This is a genomic window from Hydrogenophaga sp. LT287 (assembly GCF_055702805.1).
Genome location: NZ_JBVPZC010000002.1, coordinates 101,044 through 125,775, shown reverse-complemented (window position 1 = coordinate 125,775; position 24,732 = coordinate 101,044). Strand labels below are relative to the sequence as shown.

The window sequence follows — 24,732 nt, the reverse complement described above, 5'->3', positions numbered from 1 at the left end:
GGGATGTGCTGGTGCTGGGCTACACACCGCAGGAGCGTGCGGTACGCGTGCCCACAGCCGAACTTGGAGGCGCTGGGGTGACGCCTAACGCGAGGAGCCCATAGACGTGTCTTGACCACAGCCGCAGGCTGGACGAGCGTCAATACAGCCGATGGCTGTGTGAGCGCTGACTTTGACTGAATAGGAGAGAGCCGATGCATACCGAGCTGACCTTGAACCTGGTGCGCCTTGACCTGCAATTTGACACGCGCCCCAGACTGGACGCCCAAGGGACCATTGTCACCGATGCCAAGGGCAAGATCGTCTTTGAGCCCAATGAGCGCCGTGAGCCCTATATCGTCTTTGATACCAGTCGGGATGCTCCCCGAGGTTTTGGCATCAAAGTGGGTGCCACGGGCAAAAGCTTTTTGATCCAAGTGCGTGATGGCAAGCGGGTCATCAAAAGCAAAATCGGCAGCGTGCGTGATTTTCAAAGTCTAAAAGAAGCCTATGAAAAGGGCTTTGAGTTTTTAAAAACCATCAAAGACACGGGCAGAAATCCCAACGCGATAGAACGGGAAAAAGAATATCAAGACCTCACACTTGGTGAGATTTTCGAGCAGTACATCAAGCACCTAAAAACCCGTGCCAAGCCCGCGACCGAAAACTCGATCAACACACTCGAAAAGGGCATCCAGCGCCTAAGCGATTGGCACAACCGCCGTGTGAGTGAACTTACGAGCGACGAGATCAAAGAAAAGTTTTTAGCCATGAAGGCTAAAACGCCCACAGCCGCTGAACAAACCATGCGCTGGGCTTCTGCTGCGATCAAATACAAAATCAAGCTGCTGCTACTGGAAGCTTCTAAAAAAGGGGTAGTGCCGCATCTTGTGGTCAACCCCTTTGACATCCTTCAAATTGAAAAGATGTATCGAGGACGCGAAGAGTTGGAGCGTGCCTACAAAGAATACAACCGCCGCAACCCCATATCCAGTGAGCAGCTAGGAGCGTTTATTAATACGCTTTGGGATAAGCGTCCCTATAAGCACACGGCTACCGATTACCTGCTGTGTGGACTGCTGTGGGGATGCCGTAAAAGCGAGCATCGGGTGTTGCAATGGAAAGAGCTGGTGCCTAAAAAAGAGCTGGCAACCACTTCATGGGTGGACCTGAAAGAAAAGAAGATATTTTTCTACAAGACCAAAAACGGCTCTGACCATGAGCTACCGCTTGCCCCCATGGCTTTAAATCTGTTGCAGATGCGTCAAGAGCAGCTTGCCGAAGAATTTGAAAACACGCCATCCTTCAAAGGGCACACCCCTATTCGTCAAAAATTTGTTTTCCCGGCTCAAAACAAAACCTCAAAAACAGGCTGCTACACAGACCCCACCGAAATGCTTGCTTCCGTCATGCGGGACGCAGGTATTGAAAAGGTCACGCCTCACGATTTACGGCGCTCTTTTGGACGCGTAGCCGAAAGCCTCAATATCAGCACCACCATAATTTCCAATCTTTTAAATCACGGTGCGGGCAGTGTCACCAGACGCTATACCGAAGCCGAGTGGAAGCGTCTGAGCGAAACGATGGAGCGTATTGAGCAAACAATTCTTTCCTACGCTCCAAGGGTCTATAACGCTCTTCGTCCCTTATCGGCTCCACCACTGCCCGATGATGACTGGGTAGCTAAACCCTACCGAAAAAGCAAAACCGCCGTATAGTGTCTGATATCAGTTGCAGCCCCATACCGAGTACATATCATGGATGAGACCTTTGCACCAGGCATCGCCGCCATCTCGGACGACTGGATCAAGTATTTGCCTACCGAGCTTCAAGAGAGCTTTGCCAAGGCACAGGTGAGAAGTCGCCTTAATGCTTTGGATGACGACACGCCCATAACGCAAGACTTAGCCAGCGTGTATTTGGATGTGTCGGACGCCACCCTTAAAAGAATGCGTGCTAGTGGCAAAGGACCGCAATACGTTCAAGGCATCAGCGAAGAGGGCACTAAGAGCCGCAATCAAAAGGTGCTTTATACCGTGGGTAGCCTTAAAGACTGGATTGCCAAAAACCGCACCGATTCCACAGGTCATGCAGCTATCCGCCGTGGACTAATGTTCCAATCCATCTCCGATCTGCTGATTCCAGAGCCTTGGTGGGAAAAAGATGGAAATATTCTTGGGCATGCACTTTCTACCAGTTTTGATCAAATCAAATTTGACGAAGTCAGTATTTGCTGGACTGGTGTTCTACTTGCATTGAAAAGAAATTGGTTAAATTCAGAGCGTTCGAAATTTAGCTCTATCGTTCGGAATTTGTTGAGTCAAGAAATTTTACAGATTCAAGCTATGGATGAGGCTAGCCATTTGGAGCAGCGTTTGAGCCAAAAAGGGTGAGCGTGTTTGGAGGATGTGAGTGTATAGGTGGTGGTGTGGACAGAATAATTCATACACCTGACGCACCTACTATGCCTCCGCGATGTCGACGTGATCACGGCTCCGTGAGGTCTCCGTTAAATCTCAAATGTGGCAAGTGTACTTTTTTGTTTTCCGTCTGCACTGACGGCTGCAAGTTCAATAGACCATGTGCTAGTTTTGAGTCGTGCAATAAGTAACGTGGAGCCTGTGGGCTCTTTTTTTACGGCTGTGTGTACCGTAAGGCTGGGCAGAGAAACATACTCGATTTGAGTGTTTTCCCGTTTGCCATTGATTTGAAGAACGGAGATTTGGCAGACAGAAACACCCTCTGAAATCGCGACCGATTTAGGCAATACCAGAGCAGCAACCACCAACGTTGGTTTTACTTGGAATGCACCGCCACTTAGGCTATCGAGCCACTGACGTATTGGAATGCCCGCTGAAGGTTCGTGTGAACGCTCATGTGCCGCCTTGGGCTCTACCAGGTCGGAGCTTAGCGCTCTGAGTATTTCCAGAAGCAAAGTGCTGATCGCGGTCAGGTCCTGATTGGTCGATGCTTCAAACCGATCCAGGCGCTCTTCCAGACCAGCCACCACTTGATGATCTGACCATGGGGTGTCGGCGGCAACGCTACTATTTGGGGCTTGCTTCCCTATGGTGTCGATGAGGTGATACAGCGCTTCGGTGGGAAGAGCAGGTAGGCGGTTGATCTTGGCGTAATGCCACAGGGCGTGGGCTCTCTGGGGATTAAGCCACACCGCGACTTTTGAGCTGTACCAGTTAGCTTCATTTTCCCACCGCTGTTTAGACGGCGTGTAGCTATTAGGACCTTTCTTTTTTCTTCCACTGAGCTTTGAACTGTTCGGTTCACTGTCACTATCCTCTTTGATGTTGCTGTTCATCTAATCCTCCCATGTATGCTTTTTTATTATTCCTTCTGTGATGAAAAACGCCCACCGTTCGGTGGGCGTCTGTGGCGAGTTATTTTTTGGGTTTCGCATTAAAGCGCTCCACCAGCTCTTCACCTCTAAGATTGGCATAGCGATTGAGCATGTCTAAACTGCTGTGCCCGACGATTTTCATAATCTCAAAAACAGAAAGTTGTCTGCGGAAAAGAACCATACGACTTATGCCTTCATGTCTAAGATCATGAAAGCGAAAATTCTCTAAACCTATGGTCTCGGTGAAGTACTTAAAAGTGCCCGCACATCCGTCTTTAGTTTTAAACCAGTGAAAAATTCGAGCGTCTTCAGTTGAGGCGTGTGCTTTGAGGATTTTCAAACAAGCCAGCGCTTTGTAGCTTATTGGAACAGAGCGCGCTTTTCTGGTTTTACAGTGTTTGGCTGGAATACGCCAGACGCCTGCATCAAGATCAATCTCCTCCCATTTGGCGTAGAGCATCTCTTGAAGTCTCGCGGCTGTTTCGATGGCAAAGGTAAGAAGCAACTGCCATACAAACCCGTTTTTGGCTTGGTGCATTCTGGCTCTCAGGCGCTTTTCCTCTTCCCGTGAAAGTCGTCGTTCACGCTTCACATCCCATCCGCCAGGAAGAAGGGACGTTTTGAATGGATGATTGGATATATCGACTTCCATCTCATCTGCATACCATTTGTAGACTTTTGCCATCGACGAGAAATGCCTAGCAATAGTGCCTGCCTTGAATGTGCTTTTGATATGAGTCTGCTCTTTTAGCATTTTGACGATGTATTCTTTAAGATGTTTTTTGCTGATCTCTCCAATGGTGATGCTTCCAAAGTGCTTTATGACGGTTCTTAGCTGCATGGATACCTTGCTCGTTGAGTCAACCTCTTTTCTGTAAAGTTCAATGACGTCTATGAATTTGGAATTCATAAACGCCTTTGTATCGCCTTTCCCACGATTGGCGACGTTTCTGCGGACTCTCAACTCCTCCTTATTGGCATATTTGAGAGCCTCGTCATACGTAAGAAACGTTTTGTTGATGGTCTTGTGACCTTTTACCCGTATCTGGACAAGCCAGGTATCAGAATTTTCTTTGGTCGTGCGTTTGGTTATTGAAGCCATATTTTTTCCTCCTTTAAATAGATATAGGCGCTCAACTTTCTGTTTTGGACAATGAATCTATGAACGGTATGTGTTCGTGCTGCAGTAAATAATGCAACTTTTTTGATATCAGACGCCTGCAAAAACGAAAAGCCACCAGGGGCTCCCTATGAGAATGCATAAGGACTCTGGTGGCTTTCAAACTATCGCCTTGCTACCAACAATGCAACGGCAAACGTATAATTTCTGGTTTAACGGTTCATCTTTTCTATTTTTCTCCTGTTTTCAATCTCAAAAGTCCGCATCAAGCGGCTTTTTTATTGCCTAAAACGTCTGATATCAGGCTTAAAAGCGTCTGATATAAGTCAGTGCAACATGAGTGCAACTGGATTTCGAACATTTATTCGTGAAAAAGTGCTGCAATTTTTGCGCAATTTCTATTTAAGATTACAGATGAGCGGTCGTTGTTTTTCTTGCAAAACGATATACAAATTGTATCGTTATTAATTAGCAAGATGCACCGCAAAAACAACGCGCAGTTGCTCCCTTGTCGATTTTGATTCGGTTGATGCTTCCCGTGCGAAACTAAAAAATAAAAACAAAACAGGAGATAAATATGAAATTTTTACAAAAAGGCTTTACCTTGATTGAATTAATGATTGTTATTGCAATCATCGGTATTTTAGCAGCGGTTGCCCTTCCGGCATATAATAATTACACAGATAAGGCGCGCTATTCTGAAATGGTGATGGCTGTTGCACCTATGAAGACCGCACTGTCAGTGTGTGCTCAGCAAGGCGAATGCGTATACGATGACGCAGGTGTAAAAAAATGGAACCCAGAAGGGGATACGGTTGATCAATTGGCTGTATATAACGAAGACACAAACGGAGATGGAGTACGAAATTCTGATGACACAATGTCTTCGGCTGTGACAATCCCTTTGCCGACTGCAAGTGGTAAGGTTGTTCAGAGTGCATACGACTCAACAGGTGCTCTTGATACAACTAAATGGACTGTGTCCGGTCACGACAGTGACACGCTTCAAGTTACCGGCATTCCAATCGCGGCAGGTAGTATCTCATCTGGCGATACTATTATTTTTAATGCCAGATTAAACACTGACGCCACTGTGCAATTTGCAATTGCACCAGAGTCTGGATGCAAAACCCACAAGGGTGGAGCAATTTGCTGATTTCCTACTTGTAGATTTGAAATGGGAGCCAAGTCGCTCCCATTTTTTAATTTTGAAGGGATAGAGGATAAATTTTAGTGGTCGATAAAAAAGCCCCTTATGGGGCTTTGAAATCTACGTTTGTTGCGGTATCAAACTCTGAATTTTTCGATGTCACCACCAGCATCAAGAATCGTTTGAACCCAAGTGGGTTTACGTCCACGACCACCGCCCCACGTCTCCCCATTAGGACCACGGTACTTCACTTCGGTAGGCTCTTTGGCTTTGCTTGCCTTAGCGATTTTTTCACCCATGCTCACAGGAGCCGCTTGGGATTCGCCAGAGAGCACGGCAACCGAGAAAAGCTGGCTGGGTTTGAGTCCAAGTTCTTTAATCTTCGCCTTGATGGCTTTGATCTCATCGGCAAGCAGTGCTTCACGGACCGATCTTGCCTTGGCTTCAAGCTCCGCGATTTGGGCTTGAATTTTTTGGTACTGGTCGTAGCTCGCTTTTTCAGTCATGCTCTGAACTCCAAGAGGTTGTAACTGTGCGTTTTTAGCGCACCTTGTCACAAGTGTCTATAAGTTTTTGAGGTGCCCCGGAAGGCGCTACAGAAAACAAGACACTTGGTCGTGGTGCCCAGCTTGTCTGATCCCAACAAGCGCTGAAACTATGTTCCGCTGATTTAGACCAAACCAGTAAACATGCGCCGATCTTGCTCGTTCATTTGTTCGGCTGGCACCAGGTCCCACATCCGACCAACGATCATCCGAAGCTCCTCCCAATCTTCCTTGGCAATTGCACGTTTACCACTTTCAGCGAGTTGAGTGGCTTGGATTTGATCGTTCATCGATGGTCGTTTTTCATTTAGATGACTAAACATGCCTTTGAGGAAGTCTGGTGTTCTAAACAAAATCGCCCATTGAATGGATTTAAGATTAGCAGTTTCAGACTGAATCTTTTCAGGGTTGTTGGAGTTAATAAATGTCTGCTCACGTGCAAAAACATCTTTTAATTGATTGCGTTCACGATCATTTCCTGACTCGTTGACTAACTGAGCAACATCAGACTTTGCTTCTTGATATTCTTTTCTGGCTTGATCTAATCGCTTACCAGAAGTGAGCTCATACATTTCTCGCGCTAGCTCGCGCTTCTTGTCTTCGAGCTGATATTTCTTATCGGTTACATCGTCATCAGACAACTCAGCAACCTCACCCATAAGATTCTGAACACCTGCAAGTGTCTTTTCAAGCCCAGTCACCACCTCTCTTTGTCCGCTCTCTTTGGCATCTGAAATCTCAGCTTGAAGCTTCTCTTCTAATTGAAGTGTCTCAGTTGCCAAAATAGGCGTAGAAACCGATCGGCTCTTTGGATTAAAAACCTGAGAAAACTCTTGGTCCGTACCGTTCAAATAAGCACTAACTGTCAAGTCACGCGACTCAGACATTGAGATTTTTAAGTCTACCTCCGTCCCTTTGATAAGGTCGCGAGTAATTTGTTTGCCCGTGATTAGCAACATTCCTAGTGGCTTATTGGTAGATGAGTGGCGGTTGGCTGGACCCTCTACCACAAAAATCCGCAGCTCGTCGTTTGATCCCTTGACGATCGTGCGCCCCAGCTCTTGGGTCTTTTTAGTTTGAGCAGGCAAAACTACGTTTTTGTTGAACAGGGTGATTAAGCGCGTGTCGTTCGCTGCAACGTCGTCAACCACGAGGCAAATATCGTCAGGCAGCATTTGACCTGCAACGCTATAGCGACCTTGTGCAATCTGTATATGCCCAGCATCAATAGGGACAGCCGAGCCCTGTGCGTCGAAAATTTTGAAAGTGAAAATGTTGTAAGCACCTTCACGCAGCGGTAAATCCTCAGTTACCCGTGTACCGAGATTTTTCAGACCTGTGTCAAACGAGCCGTCTTCTGCCACGATTCGATACTGCATCCCTGCTGTATTGCCTTCGATTTTGGCAGTAAACGGCTCTTCTAGTTCTTGGGATGTCTTGTTGTACGCGGTGCGGATTTTTAGCGGTGAGTTTGATGTTTTTGGCTTATCTGTTCCTGCACTAGATTTTTCTTTTGTACCAGCGAAATAGGCAGCCCCCACGGCAATAGCATTGGTGGGGTCGATGCTTGTGTTTACAGCAATACCCATGACCTCTTGAACACGTTTGCGTACATAAGGTATATACGTCGAGCCGCCCACCATGAGAATGAATTTCAAATCTGAGGGCTGCAATGAATTACGTGTCAGTATCTTTTTGATCATGTCAATGGTCCCTTCGACCATATCCTTGACCACTGCCTCAAAATCACTTCGTGTGATGGTGATGATGCTATCAATGGTATTGCCTTCGTCGTCTTCTACGCTGATCGTGCCCAGATCAATTTCGGTAGAAGTCTTAGCCGACAGGTCCACCTTCGCTTCTTCAGCTTTGGTCAGTAGGGTGTACCACAACTGGTTGTAGCGCCCACTTTGACTCTTCATCTGATTTAGAAGATCGTCAAACTTACCCCGCCTCATAAGCTCAGGAACAACAAGCTTTTCAATCATCAGGGCATCAAAGTCTGTTCCACCAAGGTAGTTGTCTCCTTCGTGGTCCATCACGGTTAGCTCGCCTTCCACAATCTTGACAAGTGCGGCATCAAATGTTCCGCCGCCTAGATCGTAAACCAGCCATTGACTATTTTTAAGGTCAATGCTCTTTTCCTTATTTGCGTAAGCTAGGCTTGCTGCGATAGGTTCTTGCAGGAGGATGACATTTTTAAATCCAGCTTGTGCTCCCGCCTCTTTGGTTGCATTGCTTTGTAGGGTGTCAAACGATGCGGGAATTGTGATGACAGCCGAATCTAGCTCTTCACCTGTTTGAACAAAGTTTTTTAGTTCTTTAAGTACATACGAAGAGAGCTCCACGGGAGTCTTTGATGTTCCCAACGATTTTATTTGAAAGCTCTCAGACGTACCCATTTTGCGCTTGAAACGACTGACCACACTTTTGGCATCACGTAGCAAATACGCCCGCGCCTGGTCACCTATGAGTGTGCGGTCATTTCTAAATCCAACAATTGAGGGCAGGGATTCTTTGAAACCACTTGGATTTTTAAAGACCTCAACGTGCCCTTTGTCAAACTTTGCAATCAGTGAGTTAGAGGTCCCAAGGTCAATGCCAAAGTTGATGGTATTGCTCATTTCTGATCTCCTTTTTGCTCGTTTGAAATACTATCTTCTTTGGATTTGACCACGACGATCCCTTTTTGAATCACGCGTGAAAAAGTCTGATCGCCTGCCCGAATGATCGGCTTGACTACTTCGATAACGACAAGGTTTTCAGTTCCTTCACCAGAGATGGAGGCTTCTAAATCTGTGCGCGTCTCACTGAAACTTTGCCCCATAGGGTCTTCATAAAATACGCGCTCGCCTGCAAATGCATCTTTAATACGCTCCACGTTGCGAGCTATCCCTGCGCTGTCACCGTGCAGGGCTAGCTTGCGCTCAATCTCGTATAGATGATTTAGCGTAAGAGACACGTACTTAGGTAACTCAATGTGGTGTGGCGAAGACATAGTTCAGCTATCTTTCTTCTTTGCAAGAATATGTAGGATGAAGGCGTTATCCGTTGTTTCCAGAGGGAGCGTAACGGTTGCTTTGCGATTTTGGGTATTGGTCAACACCACAGAGCCGTTTTCAATCGACGAATGTAGCGTGTCCCATGTGCACAGTTCACGTTTATTGTTAAACCATCCGCTAATCTCGAAAATAATGCCAGACTGTGAAACTTCCAAGCCCCCCACGCGTGTGTTGCCCTCTGTTTTAAGACGCGTTTTGAAGTTTTCGATGATTGTATCCATCAAATAATGGAACATGGCATCAATCAATTTGGACCAGAGCTTCTTTTGCTCTTCAAAGTCATCTGTTGTTGACCAATTGATGTCTATCTCAGTTCCAAATTTATCTTTGAATGCAACCCTGTGACGTATTGTTCTGGGGCTGTTGCTTGTCACGGTCAGACCCCATCGTGTTGCGATGATGTCCTCTGGGTTGATTTTTTTATTATCAAATTGAACACCAGATTTTGTGATCGATGCGCTTCTTTGACCAAAGGTCAATCTTGCTTCATGTTTTTTTTCTTCTGCAATCATTTCGTTGATTGCCGTCTCGTCTTCACTCAACTGATGTGCCAGTGCCGGCGATTTTGAAGCCGAAACCTTGCTCAGTGCCAATATTTTTTTGACGCCTTCTGCATCATCGGTCTGCCTTAGGTAGCGCACTGCAAGCGCTCTAAGTGCATGCCAAACCTTCGCGTGAGTTTCGTGAAATTCTGCTGGCAGGTGTGGCAATATTAGGTTTAAGGCGCCTTTATTAAACGCGCGCTCAATATCTGACATCGAGAAACGTAGTGTCTCGGCATCTTTTGCTAGTTTTTCGAGCGGTGCGCACAAACGGTCAAGCGCGCGTCTGGCACTTTCAAAGCAACGCTCTATATCTCGTGCCAGGACCCAGCGGCGCCCATCGAGTAAACATTTAACGGCGTCTACATCTCCCTGGTCGATTGCCTTGCCTAGAACAATATTGTATTGACTAGCAAACTTAGGGCTGATGTATTCGATTAGCGAATCGGATTGGTTGTAGTGAAGCTGTATCTCATCTGGACACTCATCTATAAGAAAGTGTTCTAGATTTCCTCGTGTCAGAAAATCACACAGTGCTTTATTCTCATAAATGGCTCTATGTGTGTCCCAAACATCAAATTCACTCAATGGTTCACAGATGGTCATTGCTGTTGACTTATCTATGACCAGACCCGGCACCCAAGAGATTTTTCCTTCTTCGAGCTCAATCTCTTGAAAAAGCGCTTTTTTGGCTTTTTGTAGATTTTTTGGCTCATCTAAAACGTCGTAAACATCATCGATGTTTAACAGCGTAAAGGGGTTAATATAGTGCTGGTACCAGTCTTCTTCTTTGAGGTATGGCTGTCCTTTCGCCATAACCCGTGTACGCAGTGGTAACAGCCTTTTTTCAAGGTTTGCAACGACTTTTTGAGTGCGCTCCTCGCTTCCACGTATTTGTATTGATTTTCTTAGTGCATCAAGTGCATCTAGATCACGTCCAATATTCTCGTAAACAATGGATAGATTAAAATAGGCGCTGCCCTGCGACTGGTTTTCTTTTGTATATGCTTCATACTGAACGGCGGCTTCTAAAAATTCTCGCTTTTTGGTTAGTACAAAGCCTAGATCAAAGTGTTCATCGTCGGTGAGTGTTGTCACTGCTTGAAGGCGTCTGAGGGCGTCTAGTTTCAGTTCAACATCGCCGTTCTTGTCGCGCTCACCAAGTGCTACGATTAAGAATCGTAGGCTACGAACATGTTCAGCGTCTTGTTGTAAAGCTTCTTGGTACAGTTCAATAGCTTTATCTATTTGAGCGGTTTTTTTGTATGCATACCCTAGCTCACACAAGCCGATGGCAAAGTGTGGAGCAAGGTCCGCCACCTTTTCTAAGGCTTTGATCGATGCGGCAATACCATCTTTATCTTGAAGAGTAAGGGCTAGCTGCCACCACGCGTTAGCGTTGTCTGGATCAATAGTCGTGGCTTTTCTTGCCACGAGTATTGACTCTTCTAAGCGTCCTTCATTTCGAAGATTTTTCGCGCGCTGGTTGTATTCTTCAACGTCTTCCATCTTGGTGGGTCTAGGCGTTGAATGTTTAAAGATCGCTGCGCTTTGCAGTGCCAACCCGCTGGGTGTCTGGTGTGCTGCTCCGTGAATAGGTGACGGTTATTTCAGGCATGCTGTACCTATCACCATCGTCTATAACATCAAAATATTGAGTGGTACTGACCTGTTGTGAGTCTGGTGTTGAAAACGCGTAAAAATAGCGCCCAGGGCATACGTTGCGAAATACCACTGTTCCGCTTGTGTTGACGCTATTGGTTGCAGTGATTTGGGAGCCAGGTCGTACCCCCTTTCGTAACTCAATATTTATGACGCCGCGATAGTTTGAGGACCTTATGTTTAAGGTTGCTTCTGAGGGGCATGCATATGCTGTCCCCAAAAATACTGTGCTAAAACAAAGAGTAGCTGCGACTGCCTTTGATAGAAGCTTCATTTTGGAAGATGGGTGAGTGGGATTGAATTCGGTTCAACGCGGTGAAGAGTGACCAGACAATGCTTGATAGAACCAAAGGTTGGGCTTTTCGGCGTTGGGCTGTGTATGCAGGCGGAGCACAGCCTGTGTAGGACTCTGCTAGTTCTAATATTAGCCCAACATCTTGTTTCTTTCACACCCCTGTCTGTGGGGGGGGCGAGTGCTATTGAGCGGTGCCTTGCTCCTAGGGCGCTTGGTGTAGCCCCGGTGTAGCTCGGTGTACTTTTTGAACGTGTAGCCCGACACGTTTTCGTGCGCTTTGCCTATGAGAGCTGGGCTACACGTTGCGTCACCCCAACATATTGCTGCATCATGGGGGTGTGTTTGTCCAGCGGGGCGTTCAAGGCGGGCTCGTCGTACGGTTTCAGATCAACCGGAGACTGTAGCAGTTCGGGTTCTCCCCTATGCCAGGCCCTTGCAGCACAATCGTGCATCGTTTTGCATACGTCAACGGCCTATCACGCATGCCTCTCAACCCGATTCCTGACCCTTTGACCGACGATCGCGGTGGCGACAGCAGCTTGCCTTTTGAGGCCCTGTTCATGGCCTCACCGCTGGCAGCGAGTGTCAGCCGTTTGCGCGACGGACGCCTGGTTGCCGTCAACGATGCGTGGCTGGCGCTGACGGGGCTGACGCGCGAAGCCGCCCTTGGGCGCACCACGGTGGAGCTCGGGCATTGGCCGGACGAAGCAGCCCGCCAAGCCTATGTGAACGACATGAAGGGCGACCAGCACGAAACCCTGTGGCTATGTGAAGGGGTGGCGCACCATGCGCGCCTGCACAGCCAGGTGCTGCGTGTGTTGCCCGAGCCTTTGCTGCTGGTGTACCTGACCGAGGCCACCACCGAAGTGGCCGCCGAGCGAGCGCGCCAGCAGACCGAGCAGGCGCTGCGCGACGCCAACCTGGCTTTGCAGCAGCGCGTGGAACTGCATGAGGCGGTGGAGCGAGTCGCCACGGTGGGGCACTGGACCAACGCCGCGAGCGAGCTCGATGTGATGTGGTCTGCTGGCTTGTACGACATTACCGGTCTGAATCCACGGGATCTGATCAAACGCGTTGAGGGACGCAGCGGTATCCACCCCGACGACAAACCCGCCTGGTTGGCCGCGCGCGCGGCCTGCGACGGGCGTGAGGTGGTGTTTCGCTGGCAACGCCCAGATGGCCAGCAGCGCTGGTTTCGCACCCGCATCAGCCGCACGGCCGTGGCGGGCAACCCGCAGACCGATTTTGGCGTGGTGCAGGACATCACCGCCGAGCGCGAAGCCGCGCAGGCGCTGGACGCACAGTTGCAGTTCATTCGGAACATTGCAGCGCGGGTGCCTGGCCTGATGTACCAGGCGCGGTTACAGCCCGACGGCCGCAGCGCCATTGCTTACGTGAACGAGGCCGCGCGCGACATGCTGGAAGTGGAGCCCGAGGCCCTGCGCAGCGACGCCCGGTTGCTGTTTGCCCGCGTACACCCCGACGATTTGCCGGGTGTGCTGGCGGCGTTGCAGCAATCGGCCCAGCGGCTGGTGCCGTGGCGGCAGGTCTACCGTGTGCAGCTGCCGGTGAAGGGGCTGCGTTATTACAGCGTGGAGGCGGTGCCCACCCGAGAGGCCGATGGCGCGATTTTGTGGCACGGTTTCACCACCGACGTGACCGAAGCGCGCGAGGCCGCGCAGGCTTACGACCGTCAGCACCGCATGCTCGAAGTGGTGCGCACCGCGCAAGCCGCTTTCATTGAAGCCGACGACAAGCGGCAAGCTTTTGAGGGCTTGCTGGACGCCCTGCTGTCGGTGACGGGCAGCGAGTACGGGTTTGTGGGCGAGGTGCTGCACGATCTGCACGGGCAGCCTTACCTGAAAACCCACGCCATCACCAACATCGCCTGGGACGAGGCGACACGTCGCCAGTACGCCCGCCAGCACGCCCGCCAGCAAGACGGTGGCATGGAATTCCACAACCTGAAGACGCTGTTTGGCCGCGTGCTGGTCACGGCAGAGCCCTTGATATCGAACGCGCCCAACGACGATGCGCGGGCGGGGGGCTTGCCCAAGGGCCACCCGGGCATGTCGGCTTTTTTGGGTGTGCCCATTGTCAGTGGCGGGCGGCTGGTGGCCATGGTGGGGCTGGCCAACCAGCCCGGCGGCTACACCGAAGCCGACATTGAGTTTCTGCAGCCCCTGCTGGGCACGGTGCGCCAGCTGGTGATGGCCTGGCGCGGGCACGCCGAGCGCAAACGCACCCGCAGCCAGCTGGAGGCCACCAGCGCGCTGCTGGCTGAAAAAAGCGCGGCAGTGCAGGTCACGTTTGACAGCATCAGCCAGGGCCTGGCCATGGTGGACGCCGAGGGGCGCTACGCTTTTTACAACCAGCGCATGCTGGAACTGCTGAACTTGCCCCCTGCGCTGATGGCGGGGCGGCCAAGCCACGAGGAGGTGGTGCGTTTCCAGATGGAGCGGGGCGATTTTGGGGACAAGCTGTCGTTGCTGGACCCTTCGCTGCACCGTTACGTGGGCATGGAGCCCGAAGTGACGCCACCCGACGCCTACGTGCGGCGCACGTCGGACGGGCGGATGCTGGAGATCATGACCCGCCTGTTGCCCGGTGGGGGCATGGTGCGCACCTATGCCGACGTCACCTCGTACCTGGAGACCCAGGAGGCCCTGCGCGACGAGCGCCAGCGGCTGGCCTGGGTGCTGGAGGCCACGCGGCCGGGCATCTGGGAAACCAATGTGGCCACCGGCGAGATGGTGATCAACGACCGCTGGGCCGAAATGCTGGGCTACACCGTGGACGAGCTGATGCCCACCACGTTTCAAACCTGGCGCCGGCTGGTGCACCCGCAAGACCTGGAGCGTGCCGAGCGGATACTGCAGCGCCACTGGGACGGCGAGCTGGACTACCACGAATGCGATGTGCGCATGCGCCACCGGGCAGGCCACTGGGTCTGGATCAACGACCGGGGCCGCGTGCACCAACGCGACGCCCAGGGGCGGGTGTTGTTCATGTCGGGCACCCACCTGGACATCAGCGAGCGGGTGGCCGCGCAAGAGCAGGTGCGTGCCCTGAATGCCACGCTGGAACGGCGGGTGGCTGAGCGCACCGCCGAGCTGGAGCGGTCCATGAAAGACATGGAGGCCATTTCGTATTCGATTGCCCACGACCTGCGGGCGCCGCTGCGTTCGGTCAACGGCTTTGCTGCCCTGATCGCCGAAGACGAAGGTGTGGGCCTGAGCCCCAGTGGGCGGGAGATGTTTGAGCGGATCGCCCGCTCGTCGCGCAACATGGGCCAGATGATCACCGACATGCTGGAGTTGCTGCGCGTGGTGCGGGTGGAGCTGGAGGCGGTGCCGGTGAACATGCACGCACTGGCGCAGGCGGCGGTGGAGGCGTTGGGCACCAGCGCCGAGCAGGCGAGGATTGATGTGCAGCCACTGCCGCAGGCCCTGGGTGACGCCACGCTGCTGCGCCAGGTGCTGATCAACCTGATGGACAACGCGCTGAAATACTCGCGCGGGGAAGCGCAACCGATGCTGGTGCTCGGTTTCGACACCGAGAAACGGGCTTACTTTTTGCGCGACAACGGCATGGGCTTTGACATGGCCCGGGCAGGCAAGCTGTTTGGCCTGTTTCAGCGGCTGCACGTGGGCAGCGATGTGCCGGGCACCGGCGTTGGGCTGGCGATTGTGGCGCGCATTGTGGAGCGCCACAGCGGCCGCATCTGGGCCGAGTCAGCGCCCGGTGCCGGCGCCACGTTTTGGTGGACCTTGCCTCAGTCATGAGGCTGGGCGCGCAGCGGCCCCTTGATCACAGCGCGTTAAAAAGGCGCTGCGTCGTCCTTGGCTGGCGCATCAGCCGCTGGCGATGCGTCGGCGGCGGCGTCCGCTGCGGGGGCTACGTCAGCTTCCACGGCTGGCTTGCCCAACGTCTGGCGCAGCGCGGCTTTGTCGCCAGCGCTGGCGAACTTGCTGTACTTGGACGTGATGCCCACCAGCTGGCCGTAAATCTTGGGGTTGGCGGCCATGCATTCCTTTTGCTCCAGGAAGTTGGACTCGCCGGTGAAGTTGCCCACCAGGCCACCCGCCTCGGTCACGAGCAGCGCGCCGGCAGCCACATCCCACGGCGACAGACCCATTTCAAAAAAACCGTCGGTGAAACCGGCCGCCACGTAGGCCAGGTCGAGCGCGGCCGAGCCGGGGCGGCGCACGCCAGCGCACTTGGGCATCACGTCGCCCAGCATTTGCAGGTAGGTCTGAAAAGCGTCGCCCGGACGGAACGGGAAGCCGGTGGACAACAGGCAGTCGCGCATGGCGATGCGCTTGGCCACGCGGATGCGGCGGTCGTTCATGTAAGCGCCGCGCCCTTTGGTGGCGCAAAACAGGTCGTTGCGGCTCGGGTCGTAAATCACGGCCTGTTCCAGCTTGTTGCCCACCATGAGCGCAATGCTCACGCAGTACACCGGGAAGCCGTGGATGAAGTTGGTGGTGCCGTCCAGCGGGTCGATGATCCAGACGTGGTCTGCACCGCCGTGCTTGCCCGGGCGCTGGCCCGACTCTTCGGCCCAGATGGCGTGGTCGGGGTAAGCGGTCAGCAGGGTGTCGATGATCGCGGCTTCGGCCGCGTGATCCACTTCGGTCACAAAGTCGTTGGTCTGTTTGGCAGAGACCCGGACCGACTCCACGTCCAGCGCAGCGCGGTTGATGATGGTACCGGCGGTACGAGCGGCCTTGATGGCCACGTTGAGCATGGGGTGGAGTGTGGACGACATAACTTGTAAACCTTTGCGCGGCCGCAGAGCGGCTCGCGTGACAGTGGAAGAGCGGGAAAGCAAAGCCCCAGGCGATACGGGGCAGCGACAATACGAGATTTTACCGTTTCAACACAACACCCCTCTGGAGCAAGCCAGCTCCGCCCAGCACACACCGCAGAACTGGCTTTGCCAGGCTGCTGGTGTGGCCCCCATGGGGGGTGGCGCGAAGCGGCGCGGGGGGAAACCATATGCACTCTCGATTTGTTCTGATTCAAACCAGCCACGCCGGCAACGTGGGCGGGGTTGCCCGCGCCATGAAGGTGATGGGTTTTGACGACCTGGTGCTGGTGGCACCGCGCTGGGCCAATGTGCTGCGGCGCGAAGAAACCATTCAGCGCGCCAGTGGCGCCAACGATGTGCTGGCCAAGGCGCGCATTGTGGACACGCTGGACGAAGCGCTGGACGGCATGGACCACCTGTGCGCCACCGCCATGACGCCACGCGACTTTGGCCCGCCCACCCGCACCCCGCGCGAGCACTTTGCAGGCTTGCTGGGCCAGACGCCAGCGACGGCTTCTTCTGCGCCGGTGAGCCCCCCTGGCGGTGTGGCTTTTTTGTTTGGCTCCGAGCGCTTTGGCATGCGCAACGAAGACGTGTACCGCTGCCACGCGTGCCTGAGCATCCCCACCGACCCAAACTTTGGTTCGCTCAACCTGGCTGCAGCGGTGCAGTTGATTGCCTACGACTGGCGCCAGGCCCTGGGTGGCTTTGCCTTGCCGCCGGCTGCGCCCGCGCGGCCTGTGGCCGATGCCCATGCGCTCGCCGGCATGCTTACCCACCTGGAGCAGGCTTTGGTGGCGGTCGACTTTCTGGACCCCGCTGCACCCAAAAAGCTCATGCCGCGCCTGAACCAGTTGTTCAACCGCGCTGCACCCACCGACGAAGAAATCCACATCCTGCGTGGTGTGGCCAAGGCCATGCTGCAAATGGCTGAGAAGGCAAAGCGCTAGACTGACCGCATGTTTTCCCGTATCCGCTCTGACATTCAATGCGTTCTTGAACGCGACCCCGCCGCCCGCAGCACCTGGGAGGTGATCACCTGCTACCCGGGCTTGCACGCGGTGTGGCTGCACCGCCCGGCCCACTGGTGCTGGACGCACGGCCTGAAATGGCCAGGCCGCTTCGTTTCACATGTGGCGCGCTGGCTCACCGGCATTGAAATTCACCCCGGCGCCAAGGTGGGCGAGCGGGTGTTTTTTGACCACGCCATGGGCGTGGTGGTGGGCGAAACGGCCGAAATCGGCGACGGCTGCACCATTTACCAGGGCGTGACGCTGGGCGGCACGTCGCTTTACAAGGGCACCAAGCGCCACCCTACGCTGGGCAAAAATGTGGTGGTGAGCGCGGGCGCCAAGGTGCTGGGCGGCTTTGAAGTGGGCGACGGCGCCAAGATCGGCAGCAACGCGGTGGTGATCAAGCCCGTGCCGCCGGGCGCCACGGCGGTGGGCATTCCGGCGCGCATCATTCCCAGCAAATCCGGTGAAAGTGCCGACGTGACCGAAGTGGCGCCGAAGTTTCAGGCCTACGGCATCACGCAGGAAGACGACCCGCTGTCCCAGGCCATGCGTGGCCTGATCGACAGCGCCGCCGGGCAAGAGCACCAGATTGCGCTGCTGTGGCAGGCGATCGAGACGCTTTCAAAGCAGCAAAAAGGCGACTGCGTGCCGGCCGACGCCGCGCGCGATGAGTGCTTTGAGGCCGAGAAACTGAACCAGTTGGTGGGGAAGTAAGCTTCCCCTCGCTCTTGCCGTGTGGGTCTGTGAACCCAAGCGCCGGCTGGCCGACTCCGCTCATGTCCCCCGGTTTGGGCTGCGCCCAAACCTCCTCCTTCACTGCGCTGCGCCGTCCACCCGGCGCTTCGGTTCATGTGGCTGCACTTGTGCCGGCTGAGGTTGGGCGTTCCAGATGCGCGAGCTCTTACCGGAGCGGAGTGTATTCACCCAGAACACCGCGGAACTGGCTTCGCCAGGCCGCTGGTGTTGCCCCCTGGGGGTGACGCGCGAAGCGCGGCGCGGGGGTGGCTCAATGGTGATGCCCGTGGGCACCGTGCGCGTGGCCATGCGCCACTTCTTCGGCGCTGGCGGGCTGCACATCCACCACTTTCACCGCAAAGCGCAGCACCTTGCCTGCCAGCGGGTGGTTGCCGTCCAGCAGCACGGTGTCGCCTTTGATCTTCATCACGGTGAACACCTGCTCGCGGCCTTGGTCGTCCACGCCTTGCAGCTGGCCGCCCACTTTCACGCCGGGGGGGAACTCGCTTTTGGGAATGCTCGTGGCCAGGCTTTCGTCGCGCACGCCAAAGGCGTCTTCAGGCTGCAGTTCCAGCGTGGCGGCAAAGCCTTTTTCCTGGCCTTCCAGCGCTTTTTCAATGCCGGGCAGCGTGTTGTTGTAGCCGCCGTGCAGGTAGGCGCGGGGTTCCTTGCCGTCTTCCAGCAGCTTGCCCTGGGCGTCGGTGGCCCGGAAGGTGATGGTGACAACGGTGTCTTTGGTGATTTTCATGGGGTTCACTCCGGTTGGTGGTCAGACGATGCTGGCGAGATGGCGAGGCAGAGACTGAAGGCTCACGAAGGTGAGGTCGTACATGGCTGTGAGACTGCTGGCCTGCTCATCGGTGATGTCGGTGGAGCAAATCACGAAGCGGCTGCGCTCAATGCCCAGGCGTTTGCGCAGGCGCTGGTATTTGTCAATGTCGCGTCGGAACTCACCTGATTTGCATTCGATGCAGATCGGTGACTGGCCGGCAGGAAGCGCCACCACATCCAGTTCGTGCATATCCTCGTTGGGAAACAGCACTTTCACGCTTCGCCCACACGAAAAAGCCAATTTGCGCTGCTGCAAAACTTCCAGCAGCTCCAGCAGGGCATACCACTCCAGCCAGGCGCCTTCAAAGAATTGGCGCACCTTGGGTGCGGACTGCAGCGTGAGTCGCACCACCTTTTCAACCTTCTGGTAGTGGTAGCGGGAGAACAGTGTGTGGCTGTACAGCTGGCGACACAGCGTAGTGAGCTCCTGCACCTCCTTCTGGGCCATGCCGGTGAGGTCGATGTTCAGCCCGGTGTGGCTCTTGCGGTAGGCATAGGCCACGCGCTGGATCAGCTCGCCGAACAGGTCGTAACGGTGCCCGAGTTGCTGTGCGGCCTCATCGAAGTAGCCGCTGGTGTCCACGTTGCTGTGGTCGAACTGAGCCTCGATCTGGCGCGTCTTGAGCCACTGCTCAATCGGCGCGTGCTGAGCCGCCGTGGCCAAGTCTTTGTTGCTGGCGTTGTCGGCACCTTGGTTGAGAGAGGCCTCTTCTGTCGCTGTCGCCGGTTCGCCGTCGTTGTTCGGTTGCTCTTCGGTCTTGAGTACTTTGATTTCACGCACGGCTGCCGCGTAGCGTTCAATCAACTTACGAACATAGAACGCGGTGTCGAACACGGAGCAGGGGGTCTGGCAGGCTGCGCAGGGCACTTGGGTGCCGGCCACGGGCGATTCACTGACGTGGCCGCACTGGTTGCAGCGGTAAACGGGCATACAAACTTCCCTGAATTTTTGAAGATGTGGCAGACCGTCTCGGCGGTCCTGGCGCGTTATTCAGCGGGCTGGGCGCACAGCCGACTTCGGGCGAAAGCCTTTGCAGACTTCGTCGTTCGTTTCCAGGTACGGGCCGCCAATCAGGTCGATGCAATACGGCACGGCGGCAAAGATGCCGTTCACCTTCTGCGTGCCATCTGCGTTTTTCAGGCCTTCCAGCGTTTCGGCAATCGCCTTGGGCTGGCCGGGCAGGTTGATGATCAGGCTGCGGTCACGGACCACCGCGACCTGGCGCGACAGGATGGCGGTGGGAACAAACGTGAGGCTGATCTGGCGCATCTGCTCGCCAAAGCCGGGCATTTCCTTGTGGGCCACGGCCAGCGTGGCTTCGGGCGTCACGTCGCGCAGCGCGGGCCCGGTGCCGCCGGTGGTGAGCACCAGCGAGCAGCCCGCGTCCACCAACTCGATCAGCGTGGCGCTGATGCGGTCCACTTCGTCGGGGATCAGGCGCGGCTCGAAGCTGATGGGGTTTTTCAGCGCGCGCGTGAGCCAGTCTTGCAGCGCGGGCAGGCCCTTGTCTTCGTACACGCCGGTGCTGGCGCGGTCGCTGATGGACACGATGCCGATGCGCACCGGATCGGGTTGCTGTGCGTCGCTCATGGCTGTTCGTCTTCCTCGGGGGCGCCGTCGTCTTCGGCGCTGTCACTGGCGTTCTGGCGCGTCAGCACCGCTTTGACCAGCTGGAAAATCTCGCGGTAGGCCTTGCCGTGGCGCACCGCTTCGCCCGGCTGTTCCTGTGCCTGCGGGGCTTGGGCGTCTTTGCGCGCCTGGCGAATCAGCGCGCGCAGTTGCTGCACGTCGGCTTCGGTGTCCAGTTGCAGCCAGCGGGTCAGCGCGTCGTCGTCGGCAATCAGCTGGTCGCGCCACTGCTCGGCCTGGTGCAGCGACAGCGTGCCTTTGGCCGAACCTTTGTTTTGCTCGTCCAGCGCGGCTTCCACGGCGGCGAGGGTGTCTTGCGGCAGGCCGCGCATGAGCTTGCCGATGAACTGCATCTGGCGGCGGCGGCCTTCAAAGTTGGTGATGCGCTTGGCCTCGGCCACCGCGTCCACCAGCTTTTCCGACAGGTCGAGCCGCTTCATCAGGTCGGCGCGCAGCGTCAGCAGGCTTTCGCCCAGTTCCTGCAGCCGGTCGCTGTATTTTTTCAGGTCGGTCTTGCTCATGTCGACCGAGCCCTTGAGCTCGCGCTTGAGCTCAAGGTCCAATTCGCTGCCGATGGCGACGAACTGGCCACGGACGAAATAGCCTTTGGTGGGTTTGCGGGACATGAATTCCTGGGTGCTTGGTGGGTCAGGCTGGGAGCGCTGACCCCAACTGAATGAGGCTTCTGCGCGGTGCGCAGCAGCCGGTAGGGGCGGCAAGTATCATAGCCGTCGACATGAAAAAAGCATCGAACACCCCGCCACGCGCTCGCGCGACCCATTCTGCAACCGCATCCAGCCCAGCCGCAGCGCCCGCCAGTGCGCGCGCGCCGTTGGCGGGCTTTCAGTACGCCCGCAGCCAGTTTGAAGAGCTGGTGGACCTGGCGCTGTCCCACGCCAAACACTTGGGCGCCGCCGATGCGGCCGCCGAAGTGTCCGAGGGCGCCGGGTTGAGCGTGTCGGTGCGCAAGGGCGAGCTGGAAAACGTTGAGCGCAACCGCGACAAGTCGCTGGGCGTGACCGTGTACCTGGGCCAAAAACGCGGCAATGCTTCCACTTCTGACTTTTCCGCCGACGCCATTCGCCAGACGGTGCAGGCGGCTTTTGACATTGCCCGTTTCACCGCCGAAGACCCGGTGGCCGGCTTGCCCGATGCCGACGATGTGGCCGACACCTACCCCGATCTGGATCTGTTTCACCCCTGGGCCATCAGCTCGGCCGAAGCCGCGCAGCTGGCCCTGGCCTGTGAAGCGGCGGCTTTCGCCACCAGCAAAAAGATCAACAACAGCGAAGGCGCGGGCGTGTCGGCCCAGCAGTCGCATTTTTTCAGCGCCCACATGCGTGGCGGCGAGCGCGGAAAGCCCGGCATTTTCAGTGGCGGCTACGCCAGCTCGCGCCACAGCCTGTCGGTGGCGCCCATTGCTGGCAAGGGCGCCAACATGCAGCGCGATTTCTGGTACAGCTCGATGCGCTCGCCCGAAGAACTGGCCAGCCCGCAAGCCATTGGCCGCTACGCCGCCGAACGCACGCTGGCCCGCCTAAATGGCCGCAAGATTGCCACCACCGAATGCCCGGTGTTGTTTGAATCGCCCCTGGCCGCTGGCCTGCTGGGTGCTTATGTGCAAGCCACCAGCGGCGGTGCGCTGTACCGTAAGACCACGTTTCTGGGCGAAAGTCTGGGCAAGCGTGTGCTGTCCAAACACCTCGATATTCTGGAAGACCCGCACATCATCAACGGCAAAGGCAGCTCGCCGTTTGACGACGAGGGCGTGCGCACACAGGCGCGCAAAGTGCTGGTGGGCGGACGCGTGCAGGGTTACTTTTTGTCCACCTACTCGGCGCGCAAGCTGGGCATGCGCACCACCGGCAACGCGGGCGGCTCGCACAACCTCACGCTCACCAGCCGCCTCACCCAACCCGGCGACGACCTGAAGGCGATGATCCAGAAACTGGGCCGCGGCCTGCTGGTGACCGAGCTGATGGGGCAGGGCGTGAACTACGTGACCGGGGACTATTCCCGTGGCGCGTCGGGCTACTGGGTGGAAAACGGCGAAATCGCTTACCCGGTGCACGAAATCACCATCGCCGGCAACCTCAAAGACATGTTCAAAGGCATTGAAGCCGTGGGCGCCGACGCCTACAACTACGGCGCCAAAACCGTGGGCTCGATCCTGGTCAACCGCATGAAAATTGCCGGCAGCTGACCCCGGCCACCCGCTGTAAACCATGCGACCGGAGGCCCTGGCCCTGTTGGCTGCGGGCTGTTGGGCGGTCTCCAGCCTTTTTTCTGCGCCCCCCGCGCAGCGCCTGGGCGCTTTCGCGTTCAGCCGCTGGCGCATGCTGTTTGCATCGCTGCTGTTGTGGGCGCTGGCGCTGTCCAGTGGTGGCTGGAGCACGCTCGACGCTTCGGCCGTGGGCCTGTTGGCACTCTCGGGTCTGATCGGCATCTTTGTTGGCGACACCGCGCTGTTTGCCTGCATGAACCGCCTGGGGCCGCGCCGCTCCGGCGTGTTGTTTGCCTGCCATGCGCTGTTTTCCGGGGTGCTGGCCTGGGCCTGGCTGGGCGAGGTGCTGTGGGGCTGGGCGCTGCTGGGCAGCCTGCTGCTGGTGGGCGGGGTGATGCTGGCCATTGTGTGGGGCAAGCGCAGCGATGAATCACACCACTGGGAGCAAACGCGTGGCCGCCTGGTGGTGGGCGTGGGCCTGGGGCTGCTGGCGGCGCTGTGTCAGTCGGTGGCCACGCTCATGCTCAAGCCGCTCATGAGCACGGGCATTGACGCGGTGGCTGCGTCAGCGGTGCGCATGACGCTGGCGCTGGCGGCCCACGGCGTGTTGTGGTTGCTGTGGCGTGGCGCCCGCGCACAGGCGCCCGTGCGTTGGACCGATGCGTGGCTGACCTTCTTGAGTGCGGCCGTGGCCATGGCGCTGGGCATGACGCTGATTTTGAAAGCCATGCACCTGGGCCAGGCGGGCCTGGTGGCCGTGCTGTCTTCGGTCACGCCCATTTTGATTTTGCCGCTGCTGTGGCTGGTGTACCGCCGCCGCCCGGCCATGGGCGCCTGGTGGGGGGCGGCACTGGCGGTGCTGGGCACCGCGCTGATACTTCGCTGACCCCGTCAGCGGGTGGTTCAGCCTGCCAGCGCCGTTTTCACGGCGGCCGATACGGCGCCCATGTCGGCTTTGCCCGCCAGCTGCGCCTTCACAGTGCCCATCACCTTGCCCATGTCGCCAGGGCCTGCCGGGCGGCCCAGCTCGGTGCTCAGCGCCGACACGATGGCTTTCACCTCGGCCAGCACTTCGTCGGCCGACAGGCGCGCGGGCAGGTAGGCCTGCAACACCTTCATTTCAGCGGTTTCCTTGTCGGCCAGGTCCATGCGCTCGGCTTTGGTGAAGGCCTCAATGCTGTCCTTGCGCTGCTTGATGAGCTTATCCACGATGGCGACCACCAGGGCGTCGTCCAGCTCCACCCGCTCGTCCACTTCTTTTTGCTTCATCGCTGCGGTCAGCAGGCGGATGGTGCCCAGGCGCTCGCTGTCTTTGGCGCGCATGGCGGCTTTCATGTCTTCGGTGATGCGTTCTTTGAGGCTCATGGTGGGGCTCCGGGGTGCGGTGAAAGAAGTGAAGCAAAGGGGAAGCAAAAAACAAAAAAGCCCGCTCGAGCGTCCTCTGGCGGGCTTTTTTGGTGGCTGCCGGGTTGCCCCGGGCAGCACAGCCATTTCAGTACAGCTTTTTGGGCAGCTGCATGGCGCGAATGCGCTTGTAGTTGCGCTTGACGGCTGCGGCCTTCTTGCGCTTGCGCTCGGCGGTGGGCTTCTCGTAAAACTCGCGGGCGCGCAGGTCTGTCAGCAGGCCGAGTTTTTCGATGGTGCGTTTGAAGCGGCGCAGAGCGACGTCAAAGGGTTCGTTGTCTTTTACGCGGATAGTCGTCATTGAAGAAAAAATTCCAGAATGCGCAAAAAGAGGATGACCGGGAGATCGGGCCCAGCCGTCATTTCTGC

21 protein-coding genes are annotated in these 24,732 nt (G+C 55.9%); 8 read left to right on the top strand and 13 right to left on the bottom strand.

Annotated features, from left to right (window positions below; genetic code table 11):
* Positions 1–194: 194 nt before the first annotated feature.
* Positions 195–1,697 (top strand): tyrosine-type recombinase/integrase, encoded by a 1,503-nt coding sequence (locus tag AC0GNR_RS02425; RefSeq protein WP_472899414.1) that lies wholly within the window; start codon positions 195–197, stop codon positions 1,695–1,697.
* A gap of 39 nt (positions 1,698–1,736) precedes the next feature.
* Positions 1,737–2,372: a hypothetical protein gene (locus AC0GNR_RS02420; protein WP_472899413.1), complete on the top strand. Its 636-nt coding sequence runs from the start codon at positions 1,737–1,739 to the stop codon at positions 2,370–2,372.
* A gap of 116 nt (positions 2,373–2,488) precedes the next feature.
* Here AC0GNR_RS02420 and AC0GNR_RS02415 read toward each other — a convergent pair whose 3' ends face one another.
* Both AC0GNR_RS02415 and AC0GNR_RS02410 read right to left on the bottom strand, forming a co-directional pair.
* Positions 2,489–3,295: a hypothetical protein gene (locus AC0GNR_RS02415; RefSeq protein ID WP_472899412.1), complete on the bottom strand. Its 807-nt coding sequence runs from the start codon at positions 3,293–3,295 to the stop codon at positions 2,489–2,491.
* Between the two features lie 79 nt (positions 3,296–3,374).
* Complete coding sequence (locus AC0GNR_RS02410) at positions 3,375–4,436, bottom strand: site-specific integrase (RefSeq protein WP_472899411.1); 1,062 nt, start codon at positions 4,434–4,436, stop codon at positions 3,375–3,377.
* A gap of 595 nt (positions 4,437–5,031) precedes the next feature.
* On the opposite strand from AC0GNR_RS02410, the gene AC0GNR_RS02405 reads away from it, so the two are divergent.
* A complete protein-coding gene (locus AC0GNR_RS02405; protein ID WP_472899410.1) occupies positions 5,032–5,610 on the top strand; it encodes a pilin in 579 nt (192 codons plus the stop codon).
* Positions 5,611–5,741: 131 nt separating this feature from the next.
* Here the strand turns inward: AC0GNR_RS02405 and AC0GNR_RS02400 are convergent, their stop codons facing one another.
* The 4 genes from AC0GNR_RS02400 to AC0GNR_RS02385 all read right to left on the bottom strand — a co-directional run bounded on the left by AC0GNR_RS02400 (position 5,742) and on the right by AC0GNR_RS02385 (position 11,262).
* Positions 5,742–6,110, bottom strand: a complete 369-nt coding sequence (locus AC0GNR_RS02400) for an H-NS histone family protein (protein WP_472899409.1) — start codon at positions 6,108–6,110, stop codon at positions 5,742–5,744.
* A gap of 164 nt (positions 6,111–6,274) precedes the next feature.
* Positions 6,275–8,773, bottom strand: a complete 2,499-nt coding sequence (locus AC0GNR_RS02395; protein ID WP_472899408.1) for an Hsp70 family protein — start codon at positions 8,771–8,773, stop codon at positions 6,275–6,277.
* Positions 8,770–9,147: a hypothetical protein gene (locus AC0GNR_RS02390; protein ID WP_472899407.1), complete on the bottom strand. Its 378-nt coding sequence runs from the start codon at positions 9,145–9,147 to the stop codon at positions 8,770–8,772. Before AC0GNR_RS02390 ends, AC0GNR_RS02395 begins: the two co-directional genes overlap by 4 nt.
* A gap of 3 nt (positions 9,148–9,150) precedes the next feature.
* On the bottom strand, positions 9,151–11,262 hold the full coding sequence (locus AC0GNR_RS02385; protein WP_472899406.1) for a tetratricopeptide repeat protein: 2,112 nt from the start codon (positions 11,260–11,262) through the stop codon (positions 9,151–9,153).
* 957 nt (positions 11,263–12,219) lie between these two features.
* Between AC0GNR_RS02385 and AC0GNR_RS02380 the strand changes: the two genes are divergently transcribed.
* Positions 12,220–15,495, top strand: coding sequence for a PAS domain-containing protein (locus AC0GNR_RS02380; RefSeq protein ID WP_472899405.1), 3,276 nt, complete (start codon positions 12,220–12,222; stop codon positions 15,493–15,495).
* 35 nt (positions 15,496–15,530) lie between these two features.
* Here AC0GNR_RS02380 and AC0GNR_RS02375 read toward each other — a convergent pair whose 3' ends face one another.
* The gene (locus tag AC0GNR_RS02375; protein WP_472899404.1) at positions 15,531–16,481 is read right to left on the bottom strand and encodes an inositol monophosphatase family protein; all 951 of its coding nucleotides are present in this window, start codon (positions 16,479–16,481) and stop codon (positions 15,531–15,533) included.
* Positions 16,482–16,711: 230 nt separating this feature from the next.
* On the opposite strand from AC0GNR_RS02375, the gene AC0GNR_RS02370 reads away from it, so the two are divergent.
* Positions 16,712–17,473 carry an RNA methyltransferase gene (locus tag AC0GNR_RS02370; protein WP_472899403.1) on the top strand — a complete coding sequence of 254 codons (762 nt, stop codon included), beginning with the start codon at positions 16,712–16,714 and terminating at the stop codon, positions 17,471–17,473.
* Positions 17,474–17,482: 9 nt separating this feature from the next.
* A complete protein-coding gene (gene cysE, locus AC0GNR_RS02365) occupies positions 17,483–18,253 on the top strand; it encodes a serine O-acetyltransferase (RefSeq protein ID WP_472899402.1) in 771 nt (256 codons plus the stop codon).
* A 292-nt stretch (positions 18,254–18,545) separates the two neighbouring features.
* On the opposite strand, the gene AC0GNR_RS02360 is transcribed toward cysE, so the two are convergent.
* Genes AC0GNR_RS02360 through yjgA form a run of 4 tightly spaced genes read right to left on the bottom strand, consistent with a single transcriptional unit; the run spans position 18,546 to position 21,361 of the window.
* Entirely contained in the window at positions 18,546–19,022 is a 477-nt protein-coding gene (locus AC0GNR_RS02360) for an FKBP-type peptidyl-prolyl cis-trans isomerase (RefSeq protein WP_472899401.1), read from the bottom strand.
* A gap of 21 nt (positions 19,023–19,043) precedes the next feature.
* Complete coding sequence (locus AC0GNR_RS02355; RefSeq protein WP_472899400.1) at positions 19,044–20,036, bottom strand: hypothetical protein; 993 nt, start codon at positions 20,034–20,036, stop codon at positions 19,044–19,046.
* 60 nt (positions 20,037–20,096) lie between these two features.
* Positions 20,097–20,696 carry a molybdopterin adenylyltransferase gene (gene mog, locus AC0GNR_RS02350; RefSeq protein ID WP_472899399.1) on the bottom strand — a complete coding sequence of 200 codons (600 nt, stop codon included), beginning with the start codon at positions 20,694–20,696 and terminating at the stop codon, positions 20,097–20,099.
* Positions 20,693–21,361 carry a ribosome biogenesis factor YjgA gene (gene yjgA / locus AC0GNR_RS02345; protein ID WP_472899398.1) on the bottom strand — a complete coding sequence of 223 codons (669 nt, stop codon included), beginning with the start codon at positions 21,359–21,361 and terminating at the stop codon, positions 20,693–20,695. The genes mog and yjgA overlap by 4 nt, the downstream gene beginning before the upstream one ends.
* Before the next feature lie 110 nt (positions 21,362–21,471).
* On the opposite strand from yjgA, the gene pmbA reads away from it, so the two are divergent.
* Both pmbA and AC0GNR_RS02335 read left to right on the top strand, forming a co-directional pair.
* Positions 21,472–22,938, top strand: a complete 1,467-nt coding sequence (pmbA, locus tag AC0GNR_RS02340; RefSeq protein WP_472899397.1) for a metalloprotease PmbA — start codon at positions 21,472–21,474, stop codon at positions 22,936–22,938.
* Between the two features lie 22 nt (positions 22,939–22,960).
* The gene (locus tag AC0GNR_RS02335) at positions 22,961–23,845 is read left to right on the top strand and encodes an EamA family transporter (protein ID WP_472899396.1); all 885 of its coding nucleotides are present in this window, start codon (positions 22,961–22,963) and stop codon (positions 23,843–23,845) included.
* A 17-nt stretch (positions 23,846–23,862) separates the two neighbouring features.
* On the opposite strand, the gene AC0GNR_RS02330 is transcribed toward AC0GNR_RS02335, so the two are convergent.
* Complete coding sequence (locus AC0GNR_RS02330; RefSeq protein WP_472899395.1) at positions 23,863–24,324, bottom strand: GatB/YqeY domain-containing protein; 462 nt, start codon at positions 24,322–24,324, stop codon at positions 23,863–23,865.
* A gap of 127 nt (positions 24,325–24,451) precedes the next feature.
* Positions 24,452–24,664 carry a 30S ribosomal protein S21 gene (rpsU, locus tag AC0GNR_RS02325; RefSeq protein WP_011484193.1) on the bottom strand — a complete coding sequence of 71 codons (213 nt, stop codon included), beginning with the start codon at positions 24,662–24,664 and terminating at the stop codon, positions 24,452–24,454.
* Positions 24,665–24,732: the final 68 nt, after the last annotated feature.